We start from the raw sequence: 23300 nt of genomic DNA, 5'->3' as shown, positions 1-23300 counted from the left end.
CGCTAAGGCGTGACGATCTGAAAGCTGCCGTCGTCATATTTGACGAAACACGAATTCGGCGAAAGCGGCGGGAGGGTCGTGGTGCGCCGTGGCGGAACCTGTGACTTCACATCCTGCTTGCAGGCCGGCAGGCTGACGGGGCGATAGCCCTTGGCGGCCATGCATTGTGCCTCTACCTGGTTGCGCAGTCCCTGGTTCACGTCGACCGAGTATACCCGGCCAGGTTCCCACCACCCCGGCGTAGTATAGCAGCGACCAGCACTGTCGCACCTGGTGCGACCCGGATAATAAATGGGGGCGGTCTGGCGCACCTGATTGGCGACCGGTGCATCCTTTAGGGCCTTGACCTGACAATCGGTGGTCTCGGCCTGCAGGCGCGATACGGGCACACCTTCGCGGTAATACAGCGAAAGCGGGCTGCTGCACCCCGTCAGAACGGATACGAACAAACCAAAGCGAAGTACTGTTTTCATACAGTTACCTTGCCTTGGAGCTTAGAAAATTACAATTGAATTGACCGGTTGGTTGGCTTCTGTCATTCAAGGCTTTCAGGCAGAAGGGCCAGAAGCATGAAGGTCATCATTTGCGGCGCAGGCCAGGTGGGGTGGCAGATCGCGCGGCACCTGTCGGGCGAACTGAACGACGTCACGGTGGTCGACAACAACCCGGATCTCGTGCGCCGGGCGACGGAGACGCTTGACGTGCAGGGGATCGCGGGCTTTGCCAGCTATCCTGACGTGCTGGAGCGCGCGGGGGCTCGGGACGCGGACATGATCATTGCCGCCACCTATTCCGACGAGGTGAACATGGTCACCTGTCAGATGGCGCATTCGGTGTTTTCGATCCAGCGCAAGATCGCCCGGCTGCGGGCAAAATCCTACCTAGAGGCGATCCACTCGGATCTGTATCGCCGCGATCACCTGCCCATCGACGTGGTGATCAGCCCCGAGCGCGAGGTCGCCGCCGCTGCCATGCGGCGCCTGTCGGCTCCGGCGGCTTTCGACACCGAGATGTTCATGGAAGGCCGCGTGCAGCTTTTGGGAATCCGTGTCGAGGAGGACTGCCCGATCGTGAACACGCCGTTGCGCCAACTCACCGATCTGTTCTCGACCCTGAGTGCCAACGTGGTCGGTGTGAGGCGCGAGGGCACCCTGTTCGCGCCTGAACCGGATGACCAGCTTTTCGTGGACGACGAGTGCTACGTCTTCACCAAGGTCGAAGATGTGGACCGGACGATGGAGGTCTTTGGCAAGAAGCAGAAGCAACAAGACCGAGTCGTCATCGTCGGTGGCGGAAATGTCGGCCTGGAAGTGGCCAAGACGCTGGAGGAGCGCAAAAGCCGGGTTCGCGCGAAGGTCATCGAAAGAGATCGGAAAACCGCGGAACGCGCCGCCGAGATGCTGGAGCGCACGATCGTTCTGAACGGCGACGGGCTGGATTCGGCTTTGCTGAGCGAGGCCGGGATCGAACGCGCCGACGCTATGCTGGCAGTGACGGATGACGACCGCACCAACATGCTTGCCGCAGTCCGGGCCAAGGCGGACGGATGCGCTCTGGCGATCGCTCTGGTCAACGACCCCAGCATGGTGGCCTTGACGGGGCCGCTGGGAATTGACGCCTACATCAATCCCCGCGCTACCACGGTCAGTTCGATCCTGCGGCACGTTCGCCACGGGCGCGTGCGTCACGTCTACTCCATCGGCGACGCCGAGGCAGAAGTGATCGAAGCCGAAGTGCTGTCGACATCGCCCATGGCGGGCCAGAAACTGCGAGACATCGACTTCCCCGAAGGGGTACTGGTGGGCGCCGTCAAAAAGGGGGATGAGATCGTGCGCCCGACCGGCAGCCTGCGGATCGAGGAAAAGGACGTGGTCACCATCTTTGCGATGTCCGACGACGTTCCCGAGGTCGAGCGGCTCATGCAGGTCTCCATCGACTATTTCTGATGACGGCGCGGACGAGACAACAGATCGGGACCTTGCGGCGTCTGCCGCTGTTTCTGCTGATTTGGGGTATCGCGTCTCTGGCCATGTGGGTTCCGGCCGGCTACGCGCTGGCGCTCGATGACGAGGATACCTCGCGGTCATTCTTCTACTCGGGCCTGATCGGTCTGGTGATCATCTCGATGGTTGCCCTGTCGATGATGAACCGTCGCCCGAAACGCGGCACTCTCGGTCAACTGGCCGTCTTGCTCGCAACCTTCACGATCCTGCCTCTGTTCCTCGCGATCCCGCTGCATGATGCCTTGGGAACGACGAGTTTTCTGAACGCCTATTTCGACATGGTGAGTGCACTCACGACGACAGGGGCCGATATTTTTGCCGACCCGTCGCGATTGTCGGCGCCCCTGCATCTCTGGCGCGCGCAGGTCGGCTGGATGGGTGGATTGTTGATGTGGGTTGCAGCATCGGCAATTCTAGCGCCCCTGTCGCTCGGTGGGTTTGAGGTGACCGCGATGGGCGAGCCGGGCCGCCCGGTGTCAGGAATTGCACAAAGTGAAAAAGTTGATCCGCGAGGCCACCTTTTGCGCGTCGCGCAGGCATTGTTGCCGGTTTATGCGGGACTGACCGCCGTGATTTGGTTGTTGCTGGTGATTGCCGGTGAAAATGGTCTGACCGCAGTGAGTCATGCAATGTCGGTGATGGCGACGTCGGGCATCTCGCCGGTCGGCGGGTTGGATGGATCTGTGTCAGGAGTGACGGGAGAGGCGATCATGTTTCTCTTCCTGCTCTTCGCCCTGTCCCGGCTTACCTTCTCGTCTGATACCGCAACGCGGGGATACTCGCGGCTGGACAAGGATCCCGAGTTCAGGATCGGTCTGATGATCGTGTTTGGCGTGAGTATGTTGCTGTTTTTCAGACACTGGGTAGGAGCGCTCGAAGTTCAGGAAGAGATGGACGCGCTGCAGGGGCTGCGCGCGCTTTGGGGCGGGGTGTTCACGGTCTTGTCTTTCCTCAGCACCACCGGGTTTCAAAGCACGTTCTGGGCCGAGTCTCAGCAATGGTCCGGCTTGGGAACTCCGGGCCTGATCCTCATGGGGCTCGCGCTGATCGGCGGAGGTGTGGCAACCACCGCCGGAGGGGTGAAACTGTTGCGGGTCTATTCGCTGTATCTGAACGGCGCGCGCGAAATCGATCGACTGATCCACCCGTCCTCGGTCAGCGGGGCCAGTGCGAAAAACCGGCGCATTCAGCGCGACGGTGCCTTTATCGCCTGGGTGTTCCTGATGCTGTTCGCGATAACCTTGGCTTCGTACAGCATGATCCTGGCTGCGATGGGGCTGGGGTTCGAGCAGGCGATGGTCGTTACCGTGGCCATGCTGTCGACAACCGGCCCCCTGATTGAAACGGCGTCGGAAATTCCCATTCGACTCGTGGAACTCGGGGCCGGGGCCAAGCTGGTGCTGTGCGCCGGCATGGTCATCGGCCGCCTTGATACATTGGCGATCATCGCCTTGCTTACGCCATCGCTGTGGCGTAGCTGATTGAGTGGTCGCGCAGATTTTCTTTCGACTGTTTTTTTCGTCTGGAATATCTGATCGCTCCGCTTCATACTCCGTCGAAGGGAGCGCGTTGGTCCGCAGCGCGTAGCAAGAACAATGGCGAGTTAATAAAAATATGGCTTCGGACAGACAGAATCTTCAGGACGCATTCCTGAACAATGTACGGAAATCGAAAGTCCCGGTTACAATTTTCCTGATAAACGGCGTGAAATTGCAGGGTGTCATCACCTGGTTCGACAATTTCTGCGTGCTTTTGCGCCGCGACGGACAGTCGCAGTTGGTATATAAACACGCAATTTCCACGATCATGCCGTCTCAGCCTATCAACCTTTACGAGGGCGAAGACGCCTCTTGATGGAACATGACAGGGTGCGCACCCGTGCCTGGGTGCTGCATCCGGATATCAAGACAGACCAAGACCGCCGGCTACCCGAACCGGCGCTGGAAGAAGCCGTGGCTCTTGCCGCGGCTTTGCCCGATCTGGACGTGATCGGGGCAGAGATCGTGCGCCTTTCGCGGGCGCAGCCCGGCTTGCTGTTCGGAAGCGGCAAGATCGAGGAACTGGGGGCGCGCTTCAAGGAAAACGAAATCGAGCTGGTTCTGATCGATGGGCCGGTCACCCCTGTTCAGCAGCGCAATCTCGAGCGCGAGTGGAAGGTCAAGATCCTCGACCGGACCGGGTTGATCCTCGAGATCTTTTCGGATCGCGCCCGCACCCGAGAGGGCGTCCTCCAGGTGGAAATGGCGGCACTCAGTTATCAGCGCACCCGTCTGGTTCGGGCATGGACACACCTGGAACGCCAGCGGGGTGGTCTTGGGTTCGTAGGTGGCCCCGGGGAAACCCAGATCGAGGCCGACCGCCGCGCCATCGATGAACAGCTGGTTCGTCTGCGGCGGCAGTTGCAGAAAGTGGTCAAGACGCGGACCCTGCACCGTGCTGCCCGCGCCAAGGTGCCTTATCCGATCGTGGCGCTTGTGGGCTATACCAACGCCGGGAAATCGACCCTGTTCAACCGCCTGACCGGGGCCGAGGTGATGGCCAAGGACATGCTGTTTGCCACACTGGACCCGACCATGCGGCGGGTCCAGCTGCCGGACGGCCCCGAGGTGATCCTTTCGGACACCGTGGGTTTCGTGTCGAACCTGCCGACCGAACTTGTAGCGGCCTTCAGGGCAACGCTGGAAGAGGTTCTGGGGGCTGACCTGATCGTGCATGTTCGCGACATCAGCCACCCCGAGACCGAGGCGCAGGCCAAGGATGTCGAGACGATACTTGCCTCTCTCGGTGTCGGTGAGGACCGCGCGCGGCTTGAGGTCTGGAACAAGATCGACCTGCTGCCGGAAGAGGAACGCACGGCGGCAATTGCGCGCGCGGACCGCGATCCAAAGGTCTTCGCGATATCGGCCGTGACCGGCGTCGGTGTCCAGCCCTTGCTGGAGGCGATTGCAGAAAAGCTGCAGGGCGTGCGTCACGAAGAAACCCTGCACTTGGGGTTTGGCGACGGCCGCAAACGTGCGTGGCTGTTCGAACAGGATGTTGTGCAGGACGAAAACCAGACCGAGGACGGGTTCGAAATCACCGTGCTCTGGACACCTCGGCAACAGGCGAAATTTGCCAAGCTCTGACGTTCAGCTGCCGTCGATCTGGCGCTGATAATCCTCGGCGTCGAACCAGCCTTTGGATGACACCACCTTGAAGTCGGCGTCCAGATCCCACTCCTCCCAACCGCGGGTAACGACGTGATTGCCGGTTTCGGCGTGATGGCCTTCCAGGGTCCAGACAAAGATCGCGTGGTCGCCGGCCTTTCGCATCATGTCGCAGCGGACTTCGAGATCGGGAAATTCCGAGTGAAATCCTCGCGCCATTTCCACGATCGCCGCGCGGCCTTTCATGGGGTCTCCTCGGTTGATGACGATCTGGCCGTCGGGGGCGAAGAAGTCGGCAACAGCCTCTGGGTCGCCCGAACTCCATGCGATAGCATAGTCGCGCGCGAGGTTCTGAAGGATGTCCTGAGTGCTTGCCATACGTCTCTCTCCTCGTGTCACCCTGTTGTGCAAGGGTATGCCAGTTGAGGGGAGTTCGTCTATGTCTTGGGTTTTTCCACGCGGGTGATTGCCCACGCAGCGCTCAGCGGACCGATGATTTCGAACACGACAGTAGCACTGACAGCCAGTGCCATGATGTTTGAACCGTGCTCCGGGAATAGATCTGCGGCGATCAGTGCCATGCCAATTGCCACCCCCGCCTGTGGAAGCAGCGCAACTCCATACCACCGGCGTTCTTTTTCTGGCGATCGAGCAGCAGCCCCGCCGATCCAGCCCCCCAACACGCGGGAAAGTATCCGCAAGAGAACATAGGCCAGCCCCAGCGGCCCCACGGCCAGCAAGGCGCCGGAATCAAGGCTGGCACCGGCCAGAATGAAAAAGATGATCATGAAAGGCCATTCCAGATGCTCGATCTCGCGAAAGGCCTTGGTATGGTGTCGCGCCAGATTTGCGATGACCGCGCCGGCCGTCATGCCCGCAATCAGGTATGACAGTTCAAGCCAAAGGGCGAGGCCGGTCGTCAGGCATACGAGCCCCAAAGCCTCGATGCGAAGAGGTTCGCCATCGGACAGGCGCCCGGTCAGGAACGCTGCAGGTATTCCAATGACTGTTCCCAGAAGGATTGATCCGAGAACCTCGAATACTCCGGAGAGCAAATGCTGATCGTCCGGCAGCGTCCCGTTCAGGCGTTGTGCAACTACAAGAACAAGGGCGAAAAGCATCACGCCCCACGCATCGTCAATGGCCACGATGCCCTTGAGTGTGCGGCTGAAGCCCCCTTTCGCCTTTTTTTCGCGGACCACGTCATAAATGGCCGCAGGGTCCGTGGCGGTTGCGAGGGCTCCGATCAACAAGGCAGCGCTGGCCGAGATTCCGATCGCCCATAACCCCGCAGACACAACCACCATGGTCACGATGACGACGGACAGCGAGATCACCAATATTCCCCGGCCATGCTCGCGCAATGTGTTCAGCGACAGTTCTCCGCCCAGCAGGAACGCCACCATCCCCAGCGCCACCACGGAAACCATTGGGTAAAGATCCTGAACGGACCGCGGGATCAGGTCCAACCCCGCGCCGCCTACGAACAAGCCGCACAGCAGCAACAGCGTCACCCGGGGCAGCTTTGTTCTGTGCCCCAGCGCGTCTACCGCCAGCCCTGTCAGGAACAGAAGCCCCAAAACGATAAGTGAGACGCCGTTAACCTCCATGGCTCACCGCGGGATCAGATGCGTCACGCCGACGGCCGCGGCGCGGGCCAGTTCGGCGTCAAGAGACATCGGAACGTATTCTCCCCGCCGCCAGAGTTGGGCCTGGTCGTCATAGTAGCGCGACAGGAAATGACCGGACTGCCCCGTCGAGGTGATGAAGACCGAACTGTCCGGATCGGCGAAATCGTAGACGCCGCGATACCCGGCGCCATGAATGTTCAGGAAGGGATTGGGGTCTTCGCCCGAGGTGCGCCCGCGTTGCAGGGTGTTGTCGCCACCGCTGGTGGATTGCCGGATGTTCACGAAATAGCGCAGCAGCGGCACCTCGCCCAGGACCTGGTGGTCATGGGCCGCCTGATGCGCATCACCCCAGCGCAGCGACTCGAGCTGACTGCCGTAGCGTTCGGCGATCCAGATCAGCGCATCGTCCAGGGCCATCCGGGCCATGTCGGTGCAGGTTTCCACCGGCGCGCTCTGACGCACGTCGCACCAGGCCGATGCGCCGTCGATGTCGCGATAAACCCGCTCGATGAACAGCGGCTCGACATGCTTGAACTCATCGGCCAGCGGGCCAAGGTCATCTTCGATCAGGCGTTTCTGCAAGGCCCTGATCCAGGCGGCATAGATCAGGGGCTCGGGCATGTATTCGTTCATCTCGCCGTTCCACTCTGCCAGCAGGGCCAACGCGATCTGGCGCTGACGTTCGGGCGTGCCCTCGGGGGCGGATTCCCCAGTGTACCACAGATCGGCCCCAATCAAGGGCAGAAGCGAGCGCGCGGTGAAGCTGACGGTATCCAGCTGAGCCTCGATGAAGCTGTCGCGCGTATGCACCTCGCGATCCTGCATCAGCTTTTCCCATCGATGCACCCGCTGCGTGTCTCCCCACGCGAAGGAGACATGTTCAGGGAAGGCGCGGTCGATGATCTTGTTGTTGGTATTGCCAAGCAGACCGCCCGCCGGAGACACGAACTCGGGGTTGCTGGAATAGGGCAGGCGGCCCTGCCAGCGGTTCTCGGGCAGCCATCCCTGACTTGGCAAACGGCCCTTGCTGTGATGGCGGGGGTCGCGCTTGGGCATCGCCCCGATGGTTTTCATCGCAATGGTCGAGCGATCCGCAAGAGACAGGTTCTGCGACGGGGCGATGAACCCTTCGGTGGCCGCGATCGCTTCGCGCACGTTCGAGGCATTCATCAAGGCCATGGATGCCGACATCGAGGTGTCGCGCGGGCTGAGCAGAGTCCAGGACAGCGACATGACATGGCCGCGTGGCGTGATGGTTCCGAGGTTGTAGAAGGTGCCAGGCAGGACCGGGCCGTTCTCCGTCCACCGCAAAGTCAGTGTGATCGGCGGGGCGTCCTTGATCTCGATGATCGAGGGGCGGGTCTGGAACCGTTTGTAGCCATCAGGGGTGAGGTATTCCTCGGGGTCGTCCGGGTTCAGCTTTTCGACAAAGAGGTCCTGATCGTCCAGATACGAGGACGTCAGGCCCCAGCCCAAACGGTCGCTGCGCCCGGTCAGGATGGTTGGAACGCCGGGAATCGAGGCGCCGATCACGCCGCCATTGGCCAGTTCCAGCCGCGCCAGATACCAGGCGGCCGGCGCAGAGAACCCCATGTGAGGATCATTGGCGAGCAGGGTTCCGCCGCTGGCGGAACGGCTCGGGGCCGCGGTCCAGGCGTTCGACGCGCCGGCCAGACCGCGCCGAGGGAAGGGCGACAGAGGGTCCTCCGGCATCGGGATCGTTTCCGCATAGCGCGGCAGATCCGGGAACAAGGAGGCGTATTCCGGCAAGGCCGCGATCCCCGAGCCCGGATCGTCCGGCAGAATGTCGGAAAGCCGGGCGGGATCTTCCAACATCAACGAGGTTCGCGCCCGCAGAACCTCCTCTTCCAGATGGCCGGACAGCTGCAGCCCCATCAGCTTGATGATGGCGATGCTGTCTCCGGGCTGCCAGGGGGCGACGGGGGCGTTGAAGAGGAACATCTCGGGGGCGCCCCGGCCGAGGGCTTCTTCGTTGACCTCGGCCAGCCTTGCATTGACGCCGGCGGCATAGGCTTTGAGCGCGGCTTTGGTGTAGTCGTCCTGAGCCTCGACCGATTGCAGGGCCAGTCGATAAAGGTCGAGCCGCCGCAACAGTTTGTCCACGGTTACCGTGCGCTTGCCGAAGACCTCGGAAAGCCGCCCTTGGACCGTCCTTCGCAGCATGGTCATCTGCCACAGCCGGTCCTGCGCATGCGCGTAGCCCAGGCCAAAGAACACGTCCGGGTCGGATGCCCCAAAGATATGCGGCACGTTGGCATTGTCACGAACGATCTCGACTGGCGCAGAAAGCCCGTCGACTTCGAGGGTCTGGTCGTAGTCAGGCAGCGACTGACTGGCAAGGAAATACACCAGTGCCACAGCCGCCACGACCATCGCCACCAGCCCTGCGGCAATGCGCAACAGCCAACGAAACAGAAGACTCATAAGCTCCCCACAAGGGCCATGAAGGTGAAAACTCTGACGGAGACTAGTTGAAGCGCGCCGAGTTCGAAAGAGGTGCGCGCCTGTCCGCTTTGAAAATCTGCTCGTCCGCTCCGTGCCCGGGGATCACACCCCCGGGCATGCCGTGCATTTGCCGGTGCGCAAGGCCCTGCCCCGCGGGTGCCGATCACGGAATGATGCGCGTGTATTTGGTGCCTTCCAGTGAAGCACCAACCTGAAGTCCTGCCTGACCAAAGACCGCAGCCAAAACTGGCGAAAGCAGAGTAGTCGTGTCGGTGGCGATCGAGTCGCCCTGATCTTTCAGGACGTATCCGACATCCGCTCCCGCGGTCCAACCGCTGGAGCTTCGGAAATCGTTCAGCGCATCCTGTGTCATGAAGAACAGGACATGGGCATATTGCTGCGCCCCTATCTGGAAGCCGGCGCTTCCCTTGACAGCGGAATAATAGTCCACGGTGACGTCATTGATGCGCAGCGCACCGCGGCCATAGCCCGCACCGAACATGAAGCCGGCTTCGGTCACCAAGGGCATGACCAGAATGCCGTTTGCCTTTTGACCGATTTCGACCGTGTTCGGATACTGGGAATACAACTGGTTAAGCGTCGCATCGACGCGCGCATCGATGGTGGCGGCGTTCGAGTTGCCGACACCGTTGCCGCAAGCGGCAGTCAGGGTCAGCCCAGCCATGCCCAAGGCAAAGCCGCGACGTGACAGTCGAGGGGTGGGGGAACTGCTCATTTGTTTTCGTTCTCTGTTGATGTTGCCTGAATTGGCCGGGTGCGCCCGGTCTTGGCCGCAAGATTACGCTGTTTGTCGCGGCCTGTCACGGGGAAGGTGGCGGGCAAACCCGGAAAGCGGCGAAAACCCGCGTGATTTTGGCGTGTTAGCCGTTCAGGATCCTGGCGACCGCGGGCGCGAAATAGGTCAGGATGCCGTCGCACCCGGCGCGCTTGAAGGCCAGCAGGCTTTCGAGCATGACCTTTTCGCCGTCGAGCCATCCATTCTGCGCCGCCGCCTGAAGCATCGCGTATTCGCCCGAGACCTGATAGGCGTAGGTCGGCGCGCCGAAGGTGTCCTTGACCCGTCGGCAGATGTCCAGATAGGGCATGCCCGGCTTGATCATCACCATGTCTGCGCCCTCGGTCAGGTCGCGCTCGATCAGGCGCAGCGCCTCGTTCGAGTTCGCAGGGTCCATCTGATAGGTTTTCTTGTCGCCGGTCAGGGCCCCCGAAGCGCCTACGGCGTCGCGGAACGGACCGTAGAAGGCGCTGGCATACTTGGCGGCATAGCTCAGGATCATCACGTTGTGGTGCCCTGCGGCCTCCAGCGCCTGCCGCATCGCGCCAATCCGGCCGTCCATCATGTCGGACGGACCGATGATGTCGGCCCCGGCCTCGGCCTGGGCCAGCGTCATCTTGACCAGCGCCTCGATCGTGGCGTCGTTGACGATCTCGCCATCGACGACATAGCCGTCATGCCCGTTGATATTGTAGGGGTCCAGCGCCACGTCAGTCATCACCGCGATGTCGGGCGCGGCTGCCTTGATCGCCCGGATGGCCCGGTTGCTGAGGTTGTCGGGATTCCAGGCCTCGGCGCAATCCTCGGTCTTGAGACCGGGATCGGTATAGGGAAACAGGCAGATCGCCGGAATGCCCAGCGCCTGTGCCTCTACCGCGGCTTCCGCGATCAGATCCACCGACCGGCGCACCACGCCGGGCATCGAGGGCACCGGCTCTTCGACGCCCTCGCCATCCCGCACGAAGACCGGCCAGATGAGATCGTTGACCGTCAGGGTGTTCTCGCGCACAAGCCCCCTGATGGCTTCGGATTGGCGGGCACGGCGAAAACGGCCGCTGGGGTAGGGGGCTATGGTCGGTTTCATGGCGCACTCTCCTTGCACATCTGCGCATTGGGTGGCATGAATTCTTTTCAGCCTCAAGGGTCTCAATGGCCGCGTGTGTGCGATAAAACGGACAAGGATAGTCGAGGGTAAGGGGCGCGCGATTGGATTGGTATTCCACGATTTTCGAACTCATAGATATGCGGAGTTTTTCGAATCTGTGGTTCTGGATCGCGGTCGCGGTTCTCTGGTCTTCGGCCAGCCATTGGGTAATCGGAGTTCCCTACGACATGATCCAGCGCGCCCGGCGCGTCGGCGGACAGGCCGAGGCGGATCTTCTGGACATGGTTCGTATCCATGTGAACCGTACTCTTTATATCTTTGATGTATCAGGGGTTTGGTTGCTGACCCTCGTGTCCTTTCTGCTGTCGGCATTGGCAATGCTGGGCTTCTACTACGGGATCGAATTCGCCCAGGCGGTTTTCCTGATGGCCTTCCCGATGTCGCTGGTTGCGCTGTTGAACCTGTCTTTTGCCCGCCGTATCCAAAGCCTGGAACCCAGGATCGAGACCGTGGCCAAATTGCTTCTGCGGTGCAGGTTCTATGTCCAGCTGATCGGGATGGTCTCGATCCTTGTCACGTCCATGTGGGGCATGTACCAGAACCTTTCGATCGGCGTTCTGGGATAGATTAATTCGGAAAGGCGAGGCAATGAAGGCTGCGAACCACGTAACGGTCGGCGGCGCCCCCGAGGGCTATGACGCCAGGCTGATCCTGGACGAGATCGCCCACTCGGGGGCGCCGGTGCTGCATGTGGCGCGCGACGACAAGCGCATGGAGGCGATGCGCGCTGCTTTGGCGTTTTTCGCGCCGGACATGCCGGTGTTCACCTTTCCCGGCTGGGATTGCCTGCCTTATGACCGGGTTTCCCCCAATCCCGATATCGCTGCGGCGCGGGTGGCAACTCTCGCGGCTCTGGTCCATCAGATGCCGGAACGTTTCGTGCTGTTGACCACGTTGAATGCCGCAACCCAGAGGGTGCCCGCCCGTGCGGTCCTGAAAGAGGCCGCCTTTACCGCCCGCGTGGATCATCGGATAGACGAAGAGGCCTTGCGCGCCTTTCTCGTGCGGATGGGATTCAGTCAGAGCCCCACCGTGATGGAGCCCGGTGACTATGCGATCCGGGGCGGGATCATCGATATCTTTCCCCCCGGGGAAAGCGGGCCGGTGCGCCTGGATCTGTTCGGGGATGTGCTGGACGGTGCGCGGCGGTTTGATCCAGTCACGCAGCGCACGACGGAAAAGCTCGAGGTGGTGGAACTCGCCCCGGTGTCCGAGGTGATACTGGATGATGCAGCAATCACGCGATTCCGCCAGAACTATCGGATCGAATTCGGCGCCGCCGGAACCGATGACCCGCTTTACGAGGCGGTCAGCGCTGGCCGCAAGCATCAGGGCATGGAGCATTGGCTGCCCTTCTTCCACGAAGAACTGGAAACACTGTTCGACTACCTGCCCGGAGCGACGGTCACGCTTGACGATCAGGTGACACCGGCGCGGTTGGCCCGCTGGGAGAGCATTCAGGATCAATACGAGACCCGCCGGCTTGCGCTTGAAAACCGCTCGCGGATGGAGACGGTCTACAAACCGCTGCCACCCGGCCTGCTTTATCTGGATGATGCTGCGTGGGAGGCGGCCGTCAGGGATTTCCGGGTTCTGCAATTTCACCCGTTGCCGCAATCCAGCGGTCCCGGTGTCATCGATGCGGGCGGGCGCCTCGGGCGCAATTTTTCACCCGAGCGCCAACAGGAAAGCATCAGTCTTTTCGGTGCGTTGGCGGAGCATATTCAAGCAAGGCTTGAAAAAGGTCCTGTTCTGGTCGCCTCCTACTCCGAGGGTGCGCGCGAACGCCTGGCAGGCCTGATCGAGGATGAGGGTCTGGCCGAGGCGATCCCCGTTTCGGACGGCTCGCGAATCGGCAAACGCGGGCTGCACCTGGCGGTCTGGGCGTTGGAGCATGGGTTCGAGACGCCCGACATGACGGTGATCTCGGAACAGGACGTGCTGGGAGACCGCCTGATCCGTCAGCCCAAAAAGCGCCGCAAGGCCGAGAATTTCCTGACTGAAACCCAGTCGCTCAGCCCCGGTGACCTGGTGGTTCACGTCGATCACGGGATCGGACGCTACAAGGGGTTGGAGGTCATTGCTGCCGCCGGCGCGGCGCATGAATGCCTGTTGCTGGAATATGCCGAGGGCGCCAAGCTGTACCTGCCGGTCGAAAACATCGAGCTGCTGTCGAAATACGGGCACGAGGAGGGCTTGCTCGACAAGCTGGGCGGTGGTGCGTGGCAGGCCAAGAAGGCTAAGCTCAAGGAACGCATCCGCGAGATGGCCGACCGGCTGATCCGCATCGCCGCCGAACGCGCCCTGCGCAAGGCTCCGATCATGGACCCGCCGCCCCACGCGTGGGAGGAGTTCAGCGCCCGCTTCCCCTATCAGGAAACCGAGGACCAGCTGCGCGCCATCGCCGACTTGATGGAGGACCTGCACTCGGGCACGCCGATGGATCGGCTGATCTGCGGCGACGTGGGGTTCGGCAAGACCGAAGTTGCCATGCGCGCGGCCTTTGTTGCGGCCATGTCCGGCCTGCAGGTGGCGGTGATCGCGCCCACCACGTTGCTGGCGCGTCAGCACGCCGCCAGCTTCAAGGAACGGTTCCGGGGCTTCCCGCTGGAAGTCCGGCAATTGTCACGCTTCGTCTCGGCCAAAGAGGCACAGCAGACCCGCGAGGGGCTGGCAAAGGGGACGGTCGATATCGTGATCGGTACCCATGCGCTGCTGGCCAAGGGCATCCGGTTCCAGAACCTCGGGCTGTTGATCATCGACGAGGAACAGCATTTCGGCGTGGCCCACAAGGAACGGCTCAAGCAGCTGCGTTCCGACGTGCATGTGCTGACGCTGACCGCGACGCCGATCCCACGCACGCTGCAACTCAGCCTGACCGGGGTGCGCGACCTGTCGATCATCGGCACGCCGCCCGTGGATCGCCTGGCGATCCGCACCTATGTCAGCGAGTTCGACGCCGTGACCATCCGCGAGGCGCTGCTGCGCGAGCACTATCGCGGCGGGCAGAGTTTCTATGTGGTGCCGCGCATCTCGGACCTGCCCGAGATCGAGGAATTCCTAAAGGAACAGCTGCCCGAACTGACCTATGTGGTGGCCCACGGCCAGATGGCGGCGGGCGAGTTGGACGACCGGATGAACGCCTTCTATGACGGCAAGTATGACATCCTGCTGGCCACCACGATCGTTGAAAGCGGGCTGGACATTCCCACCGCGAACACGATGGTCGTGCACCGGGCCGACATGTTCGGGCTGGCGCAGCTCTATCAGATCCGGGGCCGGGTGGGGCGGTCCAAGACCCGCGCCTATGCCTATCTGACCACCAAGCCGCGCACGCCCCTGACCCCGGCGGCGGAAAAGCGGCTGCGGGTACTGGGCTCGCTCGATACGCTGGGGGCGGGGTTCACGCTGGCCAGCCAGGACCTGGACATTCGCGGCGCGGGCAACCTGCTGGGCGAGGAGCAGTCGGGCCAGATGCGCGACGTGGGGTACGAACTCTACCAGTCGATGCTGGAAGAGGCGATCGCCAAGATCAAGGCTGGCGAGATGGAAGGGCTGAGCGATGCCGACGACCAGTGGGCGCCGCAGATCAACCTGGGCGTTCCGGTGCTGATCCCCGAAGACTATGTGCCCGATCTGGACGTACGGCTGGGCCTCTACCGCCGCCTGTCGTCGCTGTCGACCAAGGTCGAGCTGGAGGGCTTTGCCGCCGAGCTGATCGACCGGTTCGGCCCGCTGCCGAAAGAGGTGAACACGCTGCTCTTGGTCGTGCGGATCAAGGCCATGTGCAAACGCGCGGGCATCGCCAAGCTGGACGGCGGGCCCAAGGGGGCCACGATCCAGTTTCACAACGACAAGTTCGCCTCGCCGCAGGGGCTGGTCGAGTTCATCCAGAACCAGCGCGGGCTGGCCAAGGTCAAGGACAACAAGATCGTGGTGCGGCGCGACTGGAAGAAGGACAGCGACAAGATCAAGGGCGCCTTTGCCATTGCCCGCGATCTGGCCGAGAAGGTGGCCGCCGAGAAAAAGAAGAAGGCCAGCGCCTGAGGACGTGGCCTAATCCCCGGCCACGAAGGTGCACAGCTGCCAGTCGCCAGCCTCCGATTTCACGAAGGCCGCGCGATAGCCGACCATCGACCACAAGAAGTCGGAATGCATGTAGCCGCGCGTTCCGTCGGTCAGGATGACGCCCTGGTATTCGGTGTCCTCTGCAAATTGGTCGATCCACACGACCTCGTGGCTGATCAAGTCCAGAACCTTGGCGTTCGGGTCTGGAGCAGCGCGCAGCGAAACGCGGGTTCCGTCCACGAAATATGTGGAAAATGGGTCAATATCCGCGGGCAGCCTGATCCTCCATTGATGGGGCATCCAGAACTCGCCCTCGTCGTCGAAGTAACCTGCTGACGAAAGTGTTTTTTCCAGCGCCGACCAATACTCTTCGCGCATTTCTTCCGCCTGATCGCGATAGTCTTCGCCCAGCATTTCTGGAGGAACCGTCAGGAATTGGCGAAACTCTTCGTGGCCACCGTCACCGCCGTGACTCAGGTAGATTTCCGGGCATGCCGCAGACAGGACGGCCTCGGTGTTTCGCGTCTTTACAACAGCCAGAAGCTGGTCGCGAAACGCCACCAGCGATGGGTCGCGGCTGGCTTCGTCGACCGGGGGAAACGATTGGCGTTCTGCCACGGCGGGAAGGGCTGCGAAAAGAAAGGGGATGGTGAACATCAGTTTCATGGACGAATTTGCCCCTTTGGATTTGCAAGGCATTTGGTGACTGCATCGAATCTGAGGGGGCGTCGAGAATCAAGCTCTCAATGAAAGGAAAGGCTTGCGGATCAAGTCCACCCAAATCATGCGGGCAGGCGATCTTCGATCCGCCCCATGTGCAGCATCAGGCCAAAAGCCAGAACACACATGGTTAGAATGCCCGTGGTCAGCGGTGCCAGAGTCCCATCAAAGAGGAGCCCTACGGGCGCGGCGATCGCGGCCGCCAACACGGTCGAGATCGACCCGATGACCGAAGCTGCCATGCCGGCGATGTGGCCCATCGGCTCCATCGCGATGGCGTTGAGGTTGCCCATGGTGACGCCGGCCATGAAAAAGACCATGGTCTGCCAGAACACGAACAGCGCAAACGAGGCCTGCGGCGACAGGTTCGACATGTTCAGCCCGATCACCAACGAGGTAATCAGGATCTGACCGGCCAGCGCCCACGTGACCATGCGGCGCATCCCCACGCGCACCACGACGGCCGCGTTCAGCAGGCTGGCCGAGCCGGACATCAGCGCCACGAACCCGAACCAGAAGGGGAAACTGTCGGCGCGGTCGTGGATCACGTCATAGACCGGCTGTACCATGGTCAGCATGGTGAACAGCATGCCCATGCACAGGGTCTGAACAAAGATCGACAGGCGCACGGTGGGATGGGCGAACATCTCTTTCACCGCACCGACCATCAGTGGCAGGCGAAACGGGCGCCGGTCCTCGACCGCCAGGGATTCTGGCAGGCGGAACCCCATCCACAGGATGATGACCAACGCGAACAGGATGAACGACATGAACACGCCGCGCCAGCCGGCGTAGGCGATCACGGCCGCACCGGCCATGGGGGCGATGGCAGGCACCAGGGTGAAGATCATCATCGCGATCGAGACGATCCGCGCCATTTCCCGACCCGAGAACAGATCGCGGATGATGGCCATGGCGACCACGCGCGGACCGGCCGCGCCCAGCCCCTGAGCCACCCGGGCGGCCAGAACCAGTTCCAACGATGAGCTGGCCCAGGCCACGGCCGACGCTAGGATATAGAGCGCCGCCCCGGCAAAGATCACCGGTTTGCGCCCGAAGGCATCGGATAGCGGGCCGGTGAAAAAGGTTCCGATCCCCATGCCCAGAACGAAAGAGGTCAGGATCAGCTGCGCCCGGTTCACGTCATCGGGGCTGAGTTGCTGGCCGATTTCCGGTAGTGCTGGCAGCATCGAGTCGATCGAAAACGCGATCGTGGCGAACATCATCGCGATCAACGCGATGAACTCTGCCTTGGACATTCTTTCGGCCATCGAAAACTCCTTACCGGCTGGCGCTATCACGGCCGACAACTGCGGTCCAGAGCGGCTTTCCATACGTTGTCATTCGACGAAAAACAGACTTGAAAAAAAACCTACAAAAATAGTAGGGAAAGAAAATCCAAGAAAGGAGACCGCTTATGAAGAACCTTTTTACAACTTCCGCAGCCTTGTTGTTCGCGACCACGGCGATCGCCTCGGGGCCAGGAGAAACCCACAAGGGCGGAACGGCGTTTTTAGGCAACGGTGTCTTCACCTACGAGGTATTCGAAGCGTCAGTTGCCCACGCGGACCTTGAGGGCTGCCCGGCACAATTCGACCCCGAGGCCGTGTTCTGCCGGCTGACCCTGGCCGGCGACATGGCCCACGTCTTCGTGTTTTCCTACAACGGAGATCAGCCCTTGCTGGCCGTGAAACACTATGAACTCGGAGACGGTTTCCTGCCGTTCTGAATTCAATTCAGCCAGGGGCCGACCTGAGTTCGGCTGGCCATCCAGCCATTTTCCTGACAGGAAAATTCGCCTTTATTCAGCAGCTTCCAGCTGCTCCTTGATCTCGTTGATCACCTTTTCCCACAACTCCGCCGGTTGCGCGCCGGGAACGGCATGTTGGTTCGCGACGATGAAAGTCGGAACCGAGTTCACGCCCATCTGGCGGGAATGCGCGTCACGCTTTCGGATATCCTCGCGATCGGCATCGGATTTCAGCAGTTTCAGGACCACCGCCGCGTCCATGCCGATACTGTCGGCGATATCGGCCAGAACCTCGTGGTCGCCGATATCACGGCCATCGACGAAATAGGCCTTGAACAGCGCGTCAACGGCAGCGGTCTGCTTGCCCTCGATCCCGGCCCAATGGATCAGACGATGTGCGTCAAGCGTGTTCGGGGTGCGCTGCATCGCTTCGAAATTGATGTTCAGCCCCGCCTTTTCTGCGTGCTCGACAACCGGTGCATAGGCTTTGACCGCGCCTTCCTTGCCGCCGAACTTGCGTTCGAGATATTCGCGCCTGTCCATGCCCTCGTCAGGCATGTCCGGGTTCAGCTGAAAGGGATGCCATTCGATGATGAACGGGTGATCCGGGATCGCTGCCAGCGCCTTGTCCAGATTGGTCTTGCCGATATAGCACCACGGGCAGATTGGATCGGACAGGATGTCGAGCTTGACGGTTTGGGTCATTCGGTCGTTGCCTTGAAATAGGCCGGCAAAGCGCGGCGCAGGAGCTTTCCGTTGCCGCCGGTGGGCAGGGCCGGCAGATGGATGAAAGCGCGCGGCTGCTTGTAGCGCGCCAGGTTGGCCTCCACATAGGTGCGCAAGGCCGCGACGTCCAGTTCTTCGGGCCCGGTATAGAAGGCCGCGATCACGAATGTGTCCTTTTTGACCTCGACCGCCGCTGCCCCGACCTGCGTGATGCCGGGATAGCGGGACAGAACCGCTTCGACTTCGACCGGAGACACCCGGTATCCGCCGGCATTCATCATGTCGTCGTCGCGGCCCAGATAGGTAATCTGGCCATCCACCGCCATCGCGCCCTGATCTCCGGTCAGAAACCACTCGCCCTGCATCCGCGCCTCGGCCTCTTCAGGCGCGTTGAGATAGGTCAGCATCAGGCCCGGATCTGACCGATGGACGGCGATGGTTCCCTCCGCGCCCTGTGGCACGGGGCCGTCCGGGCCAAGGATCGCCACGCGGCGCCCCGGTTGCGGCTGCCCAAGAGCATCGCCGCGCGCAGGGTGGGCCGGGCTGGAGGAGATGAAGGTCGAGCATTCCGACATGCCATAGGCCTCGTAAAGCTCGGTGCCGGTTGCCTTGACCCATCTTTCATGCAGATGCCGCGACAGTTTTTCGCCCGCACACAGCCCATGCCTGAGCGTGGGCGATTCGATCTTTTCACTTTCCTGCAACATCTTCCTGTAAACGCCCGGAGCCGCGGCAAAGACCGTGGCCTCATGGGTACAAAGCAGCGTCGGCAGCGCCCCGATATCGGTGCCGGGTTCAGGGATCAGAGCCGTGGCGCCCATGGTCCAGGGGTCCATCAACCCGGTCCCAAGGGTGTAGGTCCAGTTGAATGCACCCGCATGGCAAAGCCGGTCATTCTCTGTCAGCCCATACCAGCCGTCCATCATCATCTGCCGCGCCCAGATCGCGCGATGCGCATGGGCCACCGCGCGGGGCTTGCCCGAGGTGCCCGACGTATAGACGACATAGGCCATGCGCTCGGGATCGCCCATCTGGTATTCGGCGGGCGGCAAGTCCCGCATGGAGATCAGATCGGTCAGACCGATCTGAAAGGGGTGGGCGGCACAGGCAACGTCGGGATCGCGCAAAATCGCAGCGGGGCTCAATTCGGCAATTATCCTTGCCGTTTCCGGCTCGGTCAGCTGCGACGAGGTCGGCACGGGAACGATACCAGCCGTGATCGCGCCCAGATAGGTTATGGGAAACTCGACAGTGTTTCCCAGCCGCATCAACAGGATGTCGCCGGGTTTCAAACCGGCCTGCAGAAGGCCAGTCGCGGTGCCGCGAATGGCGGATTGCAGTTGACCATAGGTCCAGCTTTCGGCTCCATCGGTGCGCAGGACAGACAGTGCCACCTTGTCCGCCAAGGCATCTGCGCGGCCCATGACATGCGCGGCAAGATTGAACGGCGCGGGGCAGGGCGGTGGCGGGCCATGATCGAAAACAGACAACATTCGTGTTGGCTAGCCCGAGATGTCGCACGTTGCAAGCACAGGCGGGCGGGCCTATAGACCTAGGCATGAACAGCCGAGATCCGAAATCCATCATCCGCATCGCCCGTGACAACGGAACCGAAACCGAGGCCGAACCGCTGGACCTGGGCGCGCGTGTGCGCGAGTTGCGCAAGGCGCGGAACTGGACGCTGGAACAGGCGGCCAGTCAGGCAGGGCTGGCGCGATCCACGCTCAGCAAGATCGAGAACGGCCAGATGTCGCCGACCTATGACGCGCTCAAGAAACTGGCGGTCGGCTTGCAGATCTCGGTTCCGCAACTATTCACACCGCCGCAGCGCGAGCAGGTGATCGGGCGGATGGCCATAACGAAATCAGGCGCGGGTGCGGCCCATGCCACGGCCACCTATGAGCACGAGTTGCTGGCCGAAACGCTGACCAAGAAACAGATGCTGCCGTATCGCGCCCGCGTGCGGGCCCGATCGATGGACGAATTCGACGGCTGGGTCCGCCATGACGGCGAAGAGTTTCTTTATGTTCTGACCGGGGTGGTCCGGCTGTATACCGAGTTTTACGAGCCGGTCGAAATGCGCCGCGGCGACAGCGCCTATTACGACGGCAGCATGGGTCACAACGTCATCTCCGTCAGCGACGAAGACGCGACGATCCTCTGGGTGACGTCCCTGGCGTGATCAGCGTCGAAGCAGCTCTCGGTTGAGCGACTCGGTGAACAGGAAATCTTCAACCTCTTCGTGTGCTTCGTTCACAGTCAGGTGGTGACGTTCGGCCAAATAGGCCTCGAACCGCTTGCGGTCCTTCTTGACGAACGCCATGTCCCGATCACGCAGATTCGGAAACCGCGCCTTGGCGCGGGCATAGGACGAGGCCCAATCTTGCGTAAGGTCTGACCAGTTCAACATCTGCGAGCTTTCCTCGGTTTGTTCTCGGAACGCTCCCCTCCCATCAAAAAATGTTACTTTCGATGTCAGTTTTGTCGAGACTTGACAAAATGTCGCGGTAGCGATGGCTGAGTGGAACTGGCCACGATGCTCGCATTAGATGTTCTGACACACTTGGGGCTTGCCGGGGCAGGACATGTGCAAGACGACTTTCCCCATTTTCCTGGGCGAAACTGCAATCTGGTTATGTGTCGAAATTTTATGCGGATTTCTGATCAGCCCGAGGTTCTTGCGTCAAAAAAGAAACAATCAGATGCCGGAGTCTTTTCAATAAACTGGGTAGAGTTCTTGTTCGGCTCCAATATGAACGAATGACCTCTAAATATCGATCAAAGTAGCCTGCACGCCACCAGATGCGGTGATCGTATTCCCTGTGCCGATTTCCGCCGAAGAACCGCCCAGCAGTTCACAAATAGCTTGTCCTTCAGTGGCATCAGGCTGTTCCAGCCGTGGATCCTCCGCCAGTTCTGCAGAATCGGCTCCTGAAACCCTGCGCTCAGCCTGATCTCCCGTCGCTGGAAATCTCGAAAAATGCGCTCAGGTCAGTCCTCGTACCACCAGACATCGGGCATGTATTGCGGGCCATCTCCATAGATCGGTATGTGCTCGGGGAACTTCATCTCTTTCACATGCGCGATGCGCCCGACGTCGAAATTCCAGATCGGGATCACATAGCGGCCCGAAGTCAAAACCCGGTCCAGGGCGCGGGTGGCGGCAATGAAGTCTTCGCGGGTCTCAGCCGCCAGCATGGCGTCGATCATCGCGTCGGCGGCCGGCGAAGACATGCCCATCAGGTTTCGAGTGCCCGGCACATCGGCCCCTTGGCTGCCCCAATAGAGCCGCTGTTCATTGCCCGGCGACAGAGACAGGGCGCGGCGGAACGGTGTCATGTCAAAATCCAGTTCGGCGATACGGCCCGCATACTGGGCATTGTCCACCTTTTCCGCGACAGCCGAGATGCCCAGACGCTCAAGCGCTCGCGCGTAGATCTCGATCACGGTCTGCATGTCAGTGTCGCCCTGCCGGATGAGAATGGAGAACGCGAATGGGTCTCCCTCGGCATTCGTCAATGCGCCGCCCTTGACGCTCCATCCGGCCTCCTCAAGCAGCGCTGCTGCCTTCCGTAGATTTCTTCGGTTCCTTGCCGAGCCATCTCCCTCGGGCAGGGAGTAACCGTCGAGAGCGCCGGGCAGCAGGTCGTCGGCGTAAGGTTCGAGAAGTTCGCGAACCTTGCCGTTGGCCGGACCGGGTTGCATGGCCAGTTCCGAGCCTGAGAAATAAGAGGTTATGCGTGATTGCGCGCCACCGGTGACGGTGTCGTTGATGTATTCGAAGTTGAAGGCCAGCAGCAGGGCCTCGCGAACGCGCCAGTCGTCGAAGGGCGCCTTGCGGGTGTTCATCACGAAACCGGTCATGCCTGAAGGCTTGCCGTGTGGGATTTCGGTCTTGACGATGTCGCCGCGGCGCACGGCGGGAAAGTTGTATTGGGTTTCCCATTTCTCAGCGTTGAACTCACGCTTGACGCTCAGCTCGCCAGCCTTGAACGCCTCGAAAAGGACGGTTTCGTCGCCGTAGAACTCGATCCGCAATTCATCGAAATTCATCGTCCCCCGGCGAAAAGGAATATCTGCGCCCCAATAGTCTGGATTCCGACGCAGGGTGACAAAGCGCCCGGCTTCGAAGTCGGTCACGATATATGGGCCGGTTCCGATGGGAATATCCTGCAACGCGGAGTTGGCAAAGTCCCTGCCTTCCCACTGGGCTTTTTTCAGGATCGGGCGCATGCCGGCAATCAGGGCCAGTTCGCGGTCGGCCTCGGAAAAAGCAATGCGGACCGACCGCGGCCCGGTTTGCTTGATGCTGGCGATCTTGGACCACAGACCACGATATCGCAGGTGCCCCTTGGTGCCCAAGATTTCGTATGACCAGATCACATCCTCGACCGTTACCGGCGTGCCATCCGAGAATCGGGCTTCGTCCCGCAAGGTGAATTCGACCCAGGAACGGTCCGGGGCCGTCTCGACTGATTCGGCCAGCAGGCCGTAAAGCGAGAAGGGTTCGTCCCAGGATCGGCCCATCAGACCCTCGAAAGACCAGAACCGGAGTTGCCACGGAACGCTGCCTTTCTGGATGAAGGGATTGAGGCTGTCGAACCCTCCGGTATTGCCAAAGACCACACGGCCACCCTTGGGCGCTTCCGGGTTGGCATACGGCAGAGACACAAAATCCGGTGGCAGGGCTGGGTCACCATACATAGCTATGCCATGCACCGAATCTGCGTGGGTGTCTGGGGCGGAAAAAAAGAGGGCCACGCCCGCGATCAACGGGCGGAAGGGGCGAAAAAATTTCAGTCGCACTTTGGCAACAATCCTGCTCAGGC

21 protein-coding genes are annotated in these 23300 nt (G+C 61.2%); 9 read left to right on the top strand and 12 right to left on the bottom strand.

The window, feature by feature from the left end; all coding sequences use genetic code 11:
* Positions 1-2: 2 nt before the first annotated feature.
* Positions 3-473 carry a hypothetical protein gene (locus AVO45_RS03745; protein WP_068344538.1) on the bottom strand — a complete coding sequence of 157 codons (471 nt, stop codon included), beginning with the start codon at positions 471-473 and terminating at the stop codon, positions 3-5.
* 96 nt (positions 474-569) lie between these two features.
* Here AVO45_RS03745 and trkA point away from each other — a divergent pair, with 96 nt between their 5' ends.
* From trkA to hflX, 4 genes are all read left to right on the top strand, one after another.
* Positions 570-1946 (top strand): Trk system potassium transporter TrkA, encoded by a 1377-nt coding sequence (gene trkA, locus AVO45_RS03740; protein ID WP_068344537.1) that lies wholly within the window; start codon positions 570-572, stop codon positions 1944-1946.
* Positions 1946-3484, top strand: a complete 1539-nt coding sequence (locus AVO45_RS03735; protein WP_068344536.1) for a TrkH family potassium uptake protein — start codon at positions 1946-1948, stop codon at positions 3482-3484. The genes trkA and AVO45_RS03735 overlap by 1 nt, the downstream gene beginning before the upstream one ends.
* A 133-nt stretch (positions 3485-3617) precedes the next feature.
* Positions 3618-3857: an RNA chaperone Hfq gene (gene hfq, locus AVO45_RS03730; RefSeq protein ID WP_068344535.1), complete on the top strand. Its 240-nt coding sequence runs from the start codon at positions 3618-3620 to the stop codon at positions 3855-3857.
* Entirely contained in the window at positions 3857-5128 is a 1272-nt protein-coding gene (hflX, locus tag AVO45_RS03725) for a GTPase HflX (protein WP_068344534.1), read from the top strand. The genes hfq and hflX overlap by 1 nt, the downstream gene beginning before the upstream one ends.
* Positions 5129-5131: 3 nt before the next feature.
* Here hflX and AVO45_RS03720 read toward each other — a convergent pair whose 3' ends face one another.
* The 5 genes from AVO45_RS03720 to hemB all read right to left on the bottom strand — a co-directional run bounded on the left by AVO45_RS03720 (position 5132) and on the right by hemB (position 11126).
* A complete protein-coding gene (locus AVO45_RS03720) occupies positions 5132-5527 on the bottom strand; it encodes a nuclear transport factor 2 family protein (RefSeq protein WP_068344533.1) in 396 nt (131 codons plus the stop codon).
* A gap of 59 nt (positions 5528-5586) precedes the next feature.
* The gene (locus AVO45_RS03715) at positions 5587-6759 is read right to left on the bottom strand and encodes a cation:proton antiporter (RefSeq protein ID WP_068344532.1); all 1173 of its coding nucleotides are present in this window, start codon (positions 6757-6759) and stop codon (positions 5587-5589) included.
* Between the two features lie 3 nt (positions 6760-6762).
* Positions 6763-9225 carry a penicillin acylase family protein gene (locus AVO45_RS03710; protein ID WP_068344530.1) on the bottom strand — a complete coding sequence of 821 codons (2463 nt, stop codon included), beginning with the start codon at positions 9223-9225 and terminating at the stop codon, positions 6763-6765.
* Between the two features lie 184 nt (positions 9226-9409).
* Complete coding sequence (locus AVO45_RS03705; RefSeq protein ID WP_068344528.1) at positions 9410-9982, bottom strand: lipid-binding SYLF domain-containing protein; 573 nt, start codon at positions 9980-9982, stop codon at positions 9410-9412.
* A gap of 145 nt (positions 9983-10127) precedes the next feature.
* On the bottom strand, positions 10128-11126 hold the full coding sequence (hemB, locus tag AVO45_RS03700) for a porphobilinogen synthase (protein ID WP_068344526.1): 999 nt from the start codon (positions 11124-11126) through the stop codon (positions 10128-10130).
* 122 nt (positions 11127-11248) lie between these two features.
* Here hemB and AVO45_RS03695 point away from each other — a divergent pair, with 122 nt between their 5' ends.
* Positions 11249-11773 (top strand): component of SufBCD complex, encoded by a 525-nt coding sequence (locus tag AVO45_RS03695; RefSeq protein ID WP_068344524.1) that lies wholly within the window; start codon positions 11249-11251, stop codon positions 11771-11773.
* A 22-nt stretch (positions 11774-11795) separates the two neighbouring features.
* The gene (mfd, locus tag AVO45_RS03690) at positions 11796-15254 is read left to right on the top strand and encodes a transcription-repair coupling factor (protein ID WP_068344522.1); all 3459 of its coding nucleotides are present in this window, start codon (positions 11796-11798) and stop codon (positions 15252-15254) included.
* A 9-nt stretch (positions 15255-15263) separates the two neighbouring features.
* On the opposite strand, the gene AVO45_RS03685 is transcribed toward mfd, so the two are convergent.
* Entirely contained in the window at positions 15264-15941 is a 678-nt protein-coding gene (locus AVO45_RS03685; RefSeq protein ID WP_068344520.1) for an SH3 domain-containing protein, read from the bottom strand.
* 116 nt (positions 15942-16057) lie between these two features.
* Positions 16058-17266 carry a multidrug effflux MFS transporter gene (locus AVO45_RS03680; RefSeq protein WP_068344708.1) on the bottom strand — a complete coding sequence of 403 codons (1209 nt, stop codon included), beginning with the start codon at positions 17264-17266 and terminating at the stop codon, positions 16058-16060.
* A 146-nt stretch (positions 17267-17412) separates the two neighbouring features.
* Between AVO45_RS03680 and AVO45_RS03675 the strand changes: the two genes are divergently transcribed.
* On the top strand, positions 17413-17724 hold the full coding sequence (locus tag AVO45_RS03675; RefSeq protein ID WP_068344518.1) for a hypothetical protein: 312 nt from the start codon (positions 17413-17415) through the stop codon (positions 17722-17724).
* A gap of 72 nt (positions 17725-17796) precedes the next feature.
* Here AVO45_RS03675 and AVO45_RS03670 read toward each other — a convergent pair whose 3' ends face one another.
* Positions 17797-18450, bottom strand: coding sequence for a DsbA family oxidoreductase (locus tag AVO45_RS03670; RefSeq protein ID WP_068344516.1), 654 nt, complete (start codon positions 18448-18450; stop codon positions 17797-17799).
* Positions 18447-19964, bottom strand: a complete 1518-nt coding sequence (locus AVO45_RS03665) for a class I adenylate-forming enzyme family protein (protein WP_068344514.1) — start codon at positions 19962-19964, stop codon at positions 18447-18449. The genes AVO45_RS03670 and AVO45_RS03665 overlap by 4 nt, the downstream gene beginning before the upstream one ends.
* Positions 19965-20029: 65 nt before the next feature.
* Between AVO45_RS03665 and AVO45_RS03660 the strand changes: the two genes are divergently transcribed.
* Entirely contained in the window at positions 20030-20653 is a 624-nt protein-coding gene (locus tag AVO45_RS03660; protein WP_068344512.1) for a helix-turn-helix domain-containing protein, read from the top strand.
* Here the strand turns inward: AVO45_RS03660 and AVO45_RS03655 are convergent, their stop codons facing one another.
* A complete protein-coding gene (locus tag AVO45_RS03655; RefSeq protein WP_068344511.1) occupies positions 20654-20881 on the bottom strand; it encodes a hypothetical protein in 228 nt (75 codons plus the stop codon).
* A gap of 111 nt (positions 20882-20992) precedes the next feature.
* Between AVO45_RS03655 and AVO45_RS19630 the strand changes: the two genes are divergently transcribed.
* Positions 20993-21235, top strand: a complete 243-nt coding sequence (locus AVO45_RS19630) for a hypothetical protein (RefSeq protein ID WP_157770089.1) — start codon at positions 20993-20995, stop codon at positions 21233-21235.
* Between the two features lie 227 nt (positions 21236-21462).
* Here the strand turns inward: AVO45_RS19630 and AVO45_RS03650 are convergent, their stop codons facing one another.
* Positions 21463-23277: an extracellular solute-binding protein gene (locus tag AVO45_RS03650; protein WP_082688643.1), complete on the bottom strand. Its 1815-nt coding sequence runs from the start codon at positions 23275-23277 to the stop codon at positions 21463-21465.
* Positions 23278-23300 lie beyond the last annotated feature (23 nt).

This window comes from Ruegeria marisrubri, assembly GCF_001507595.1.
GTDB classification, from domain to species: Bacteria; Pseudomonadota; Alphaproteobacteria; order Rhodobacterales; family Rhodobacteraceae; genus Ruegeria; species Ruegeria marisrubri.
The sequence above is the reverse complement of the archived record's forward strand: the minus strand, read 5'-3'. Positions and strand labels throughout refer to the sequence as shown.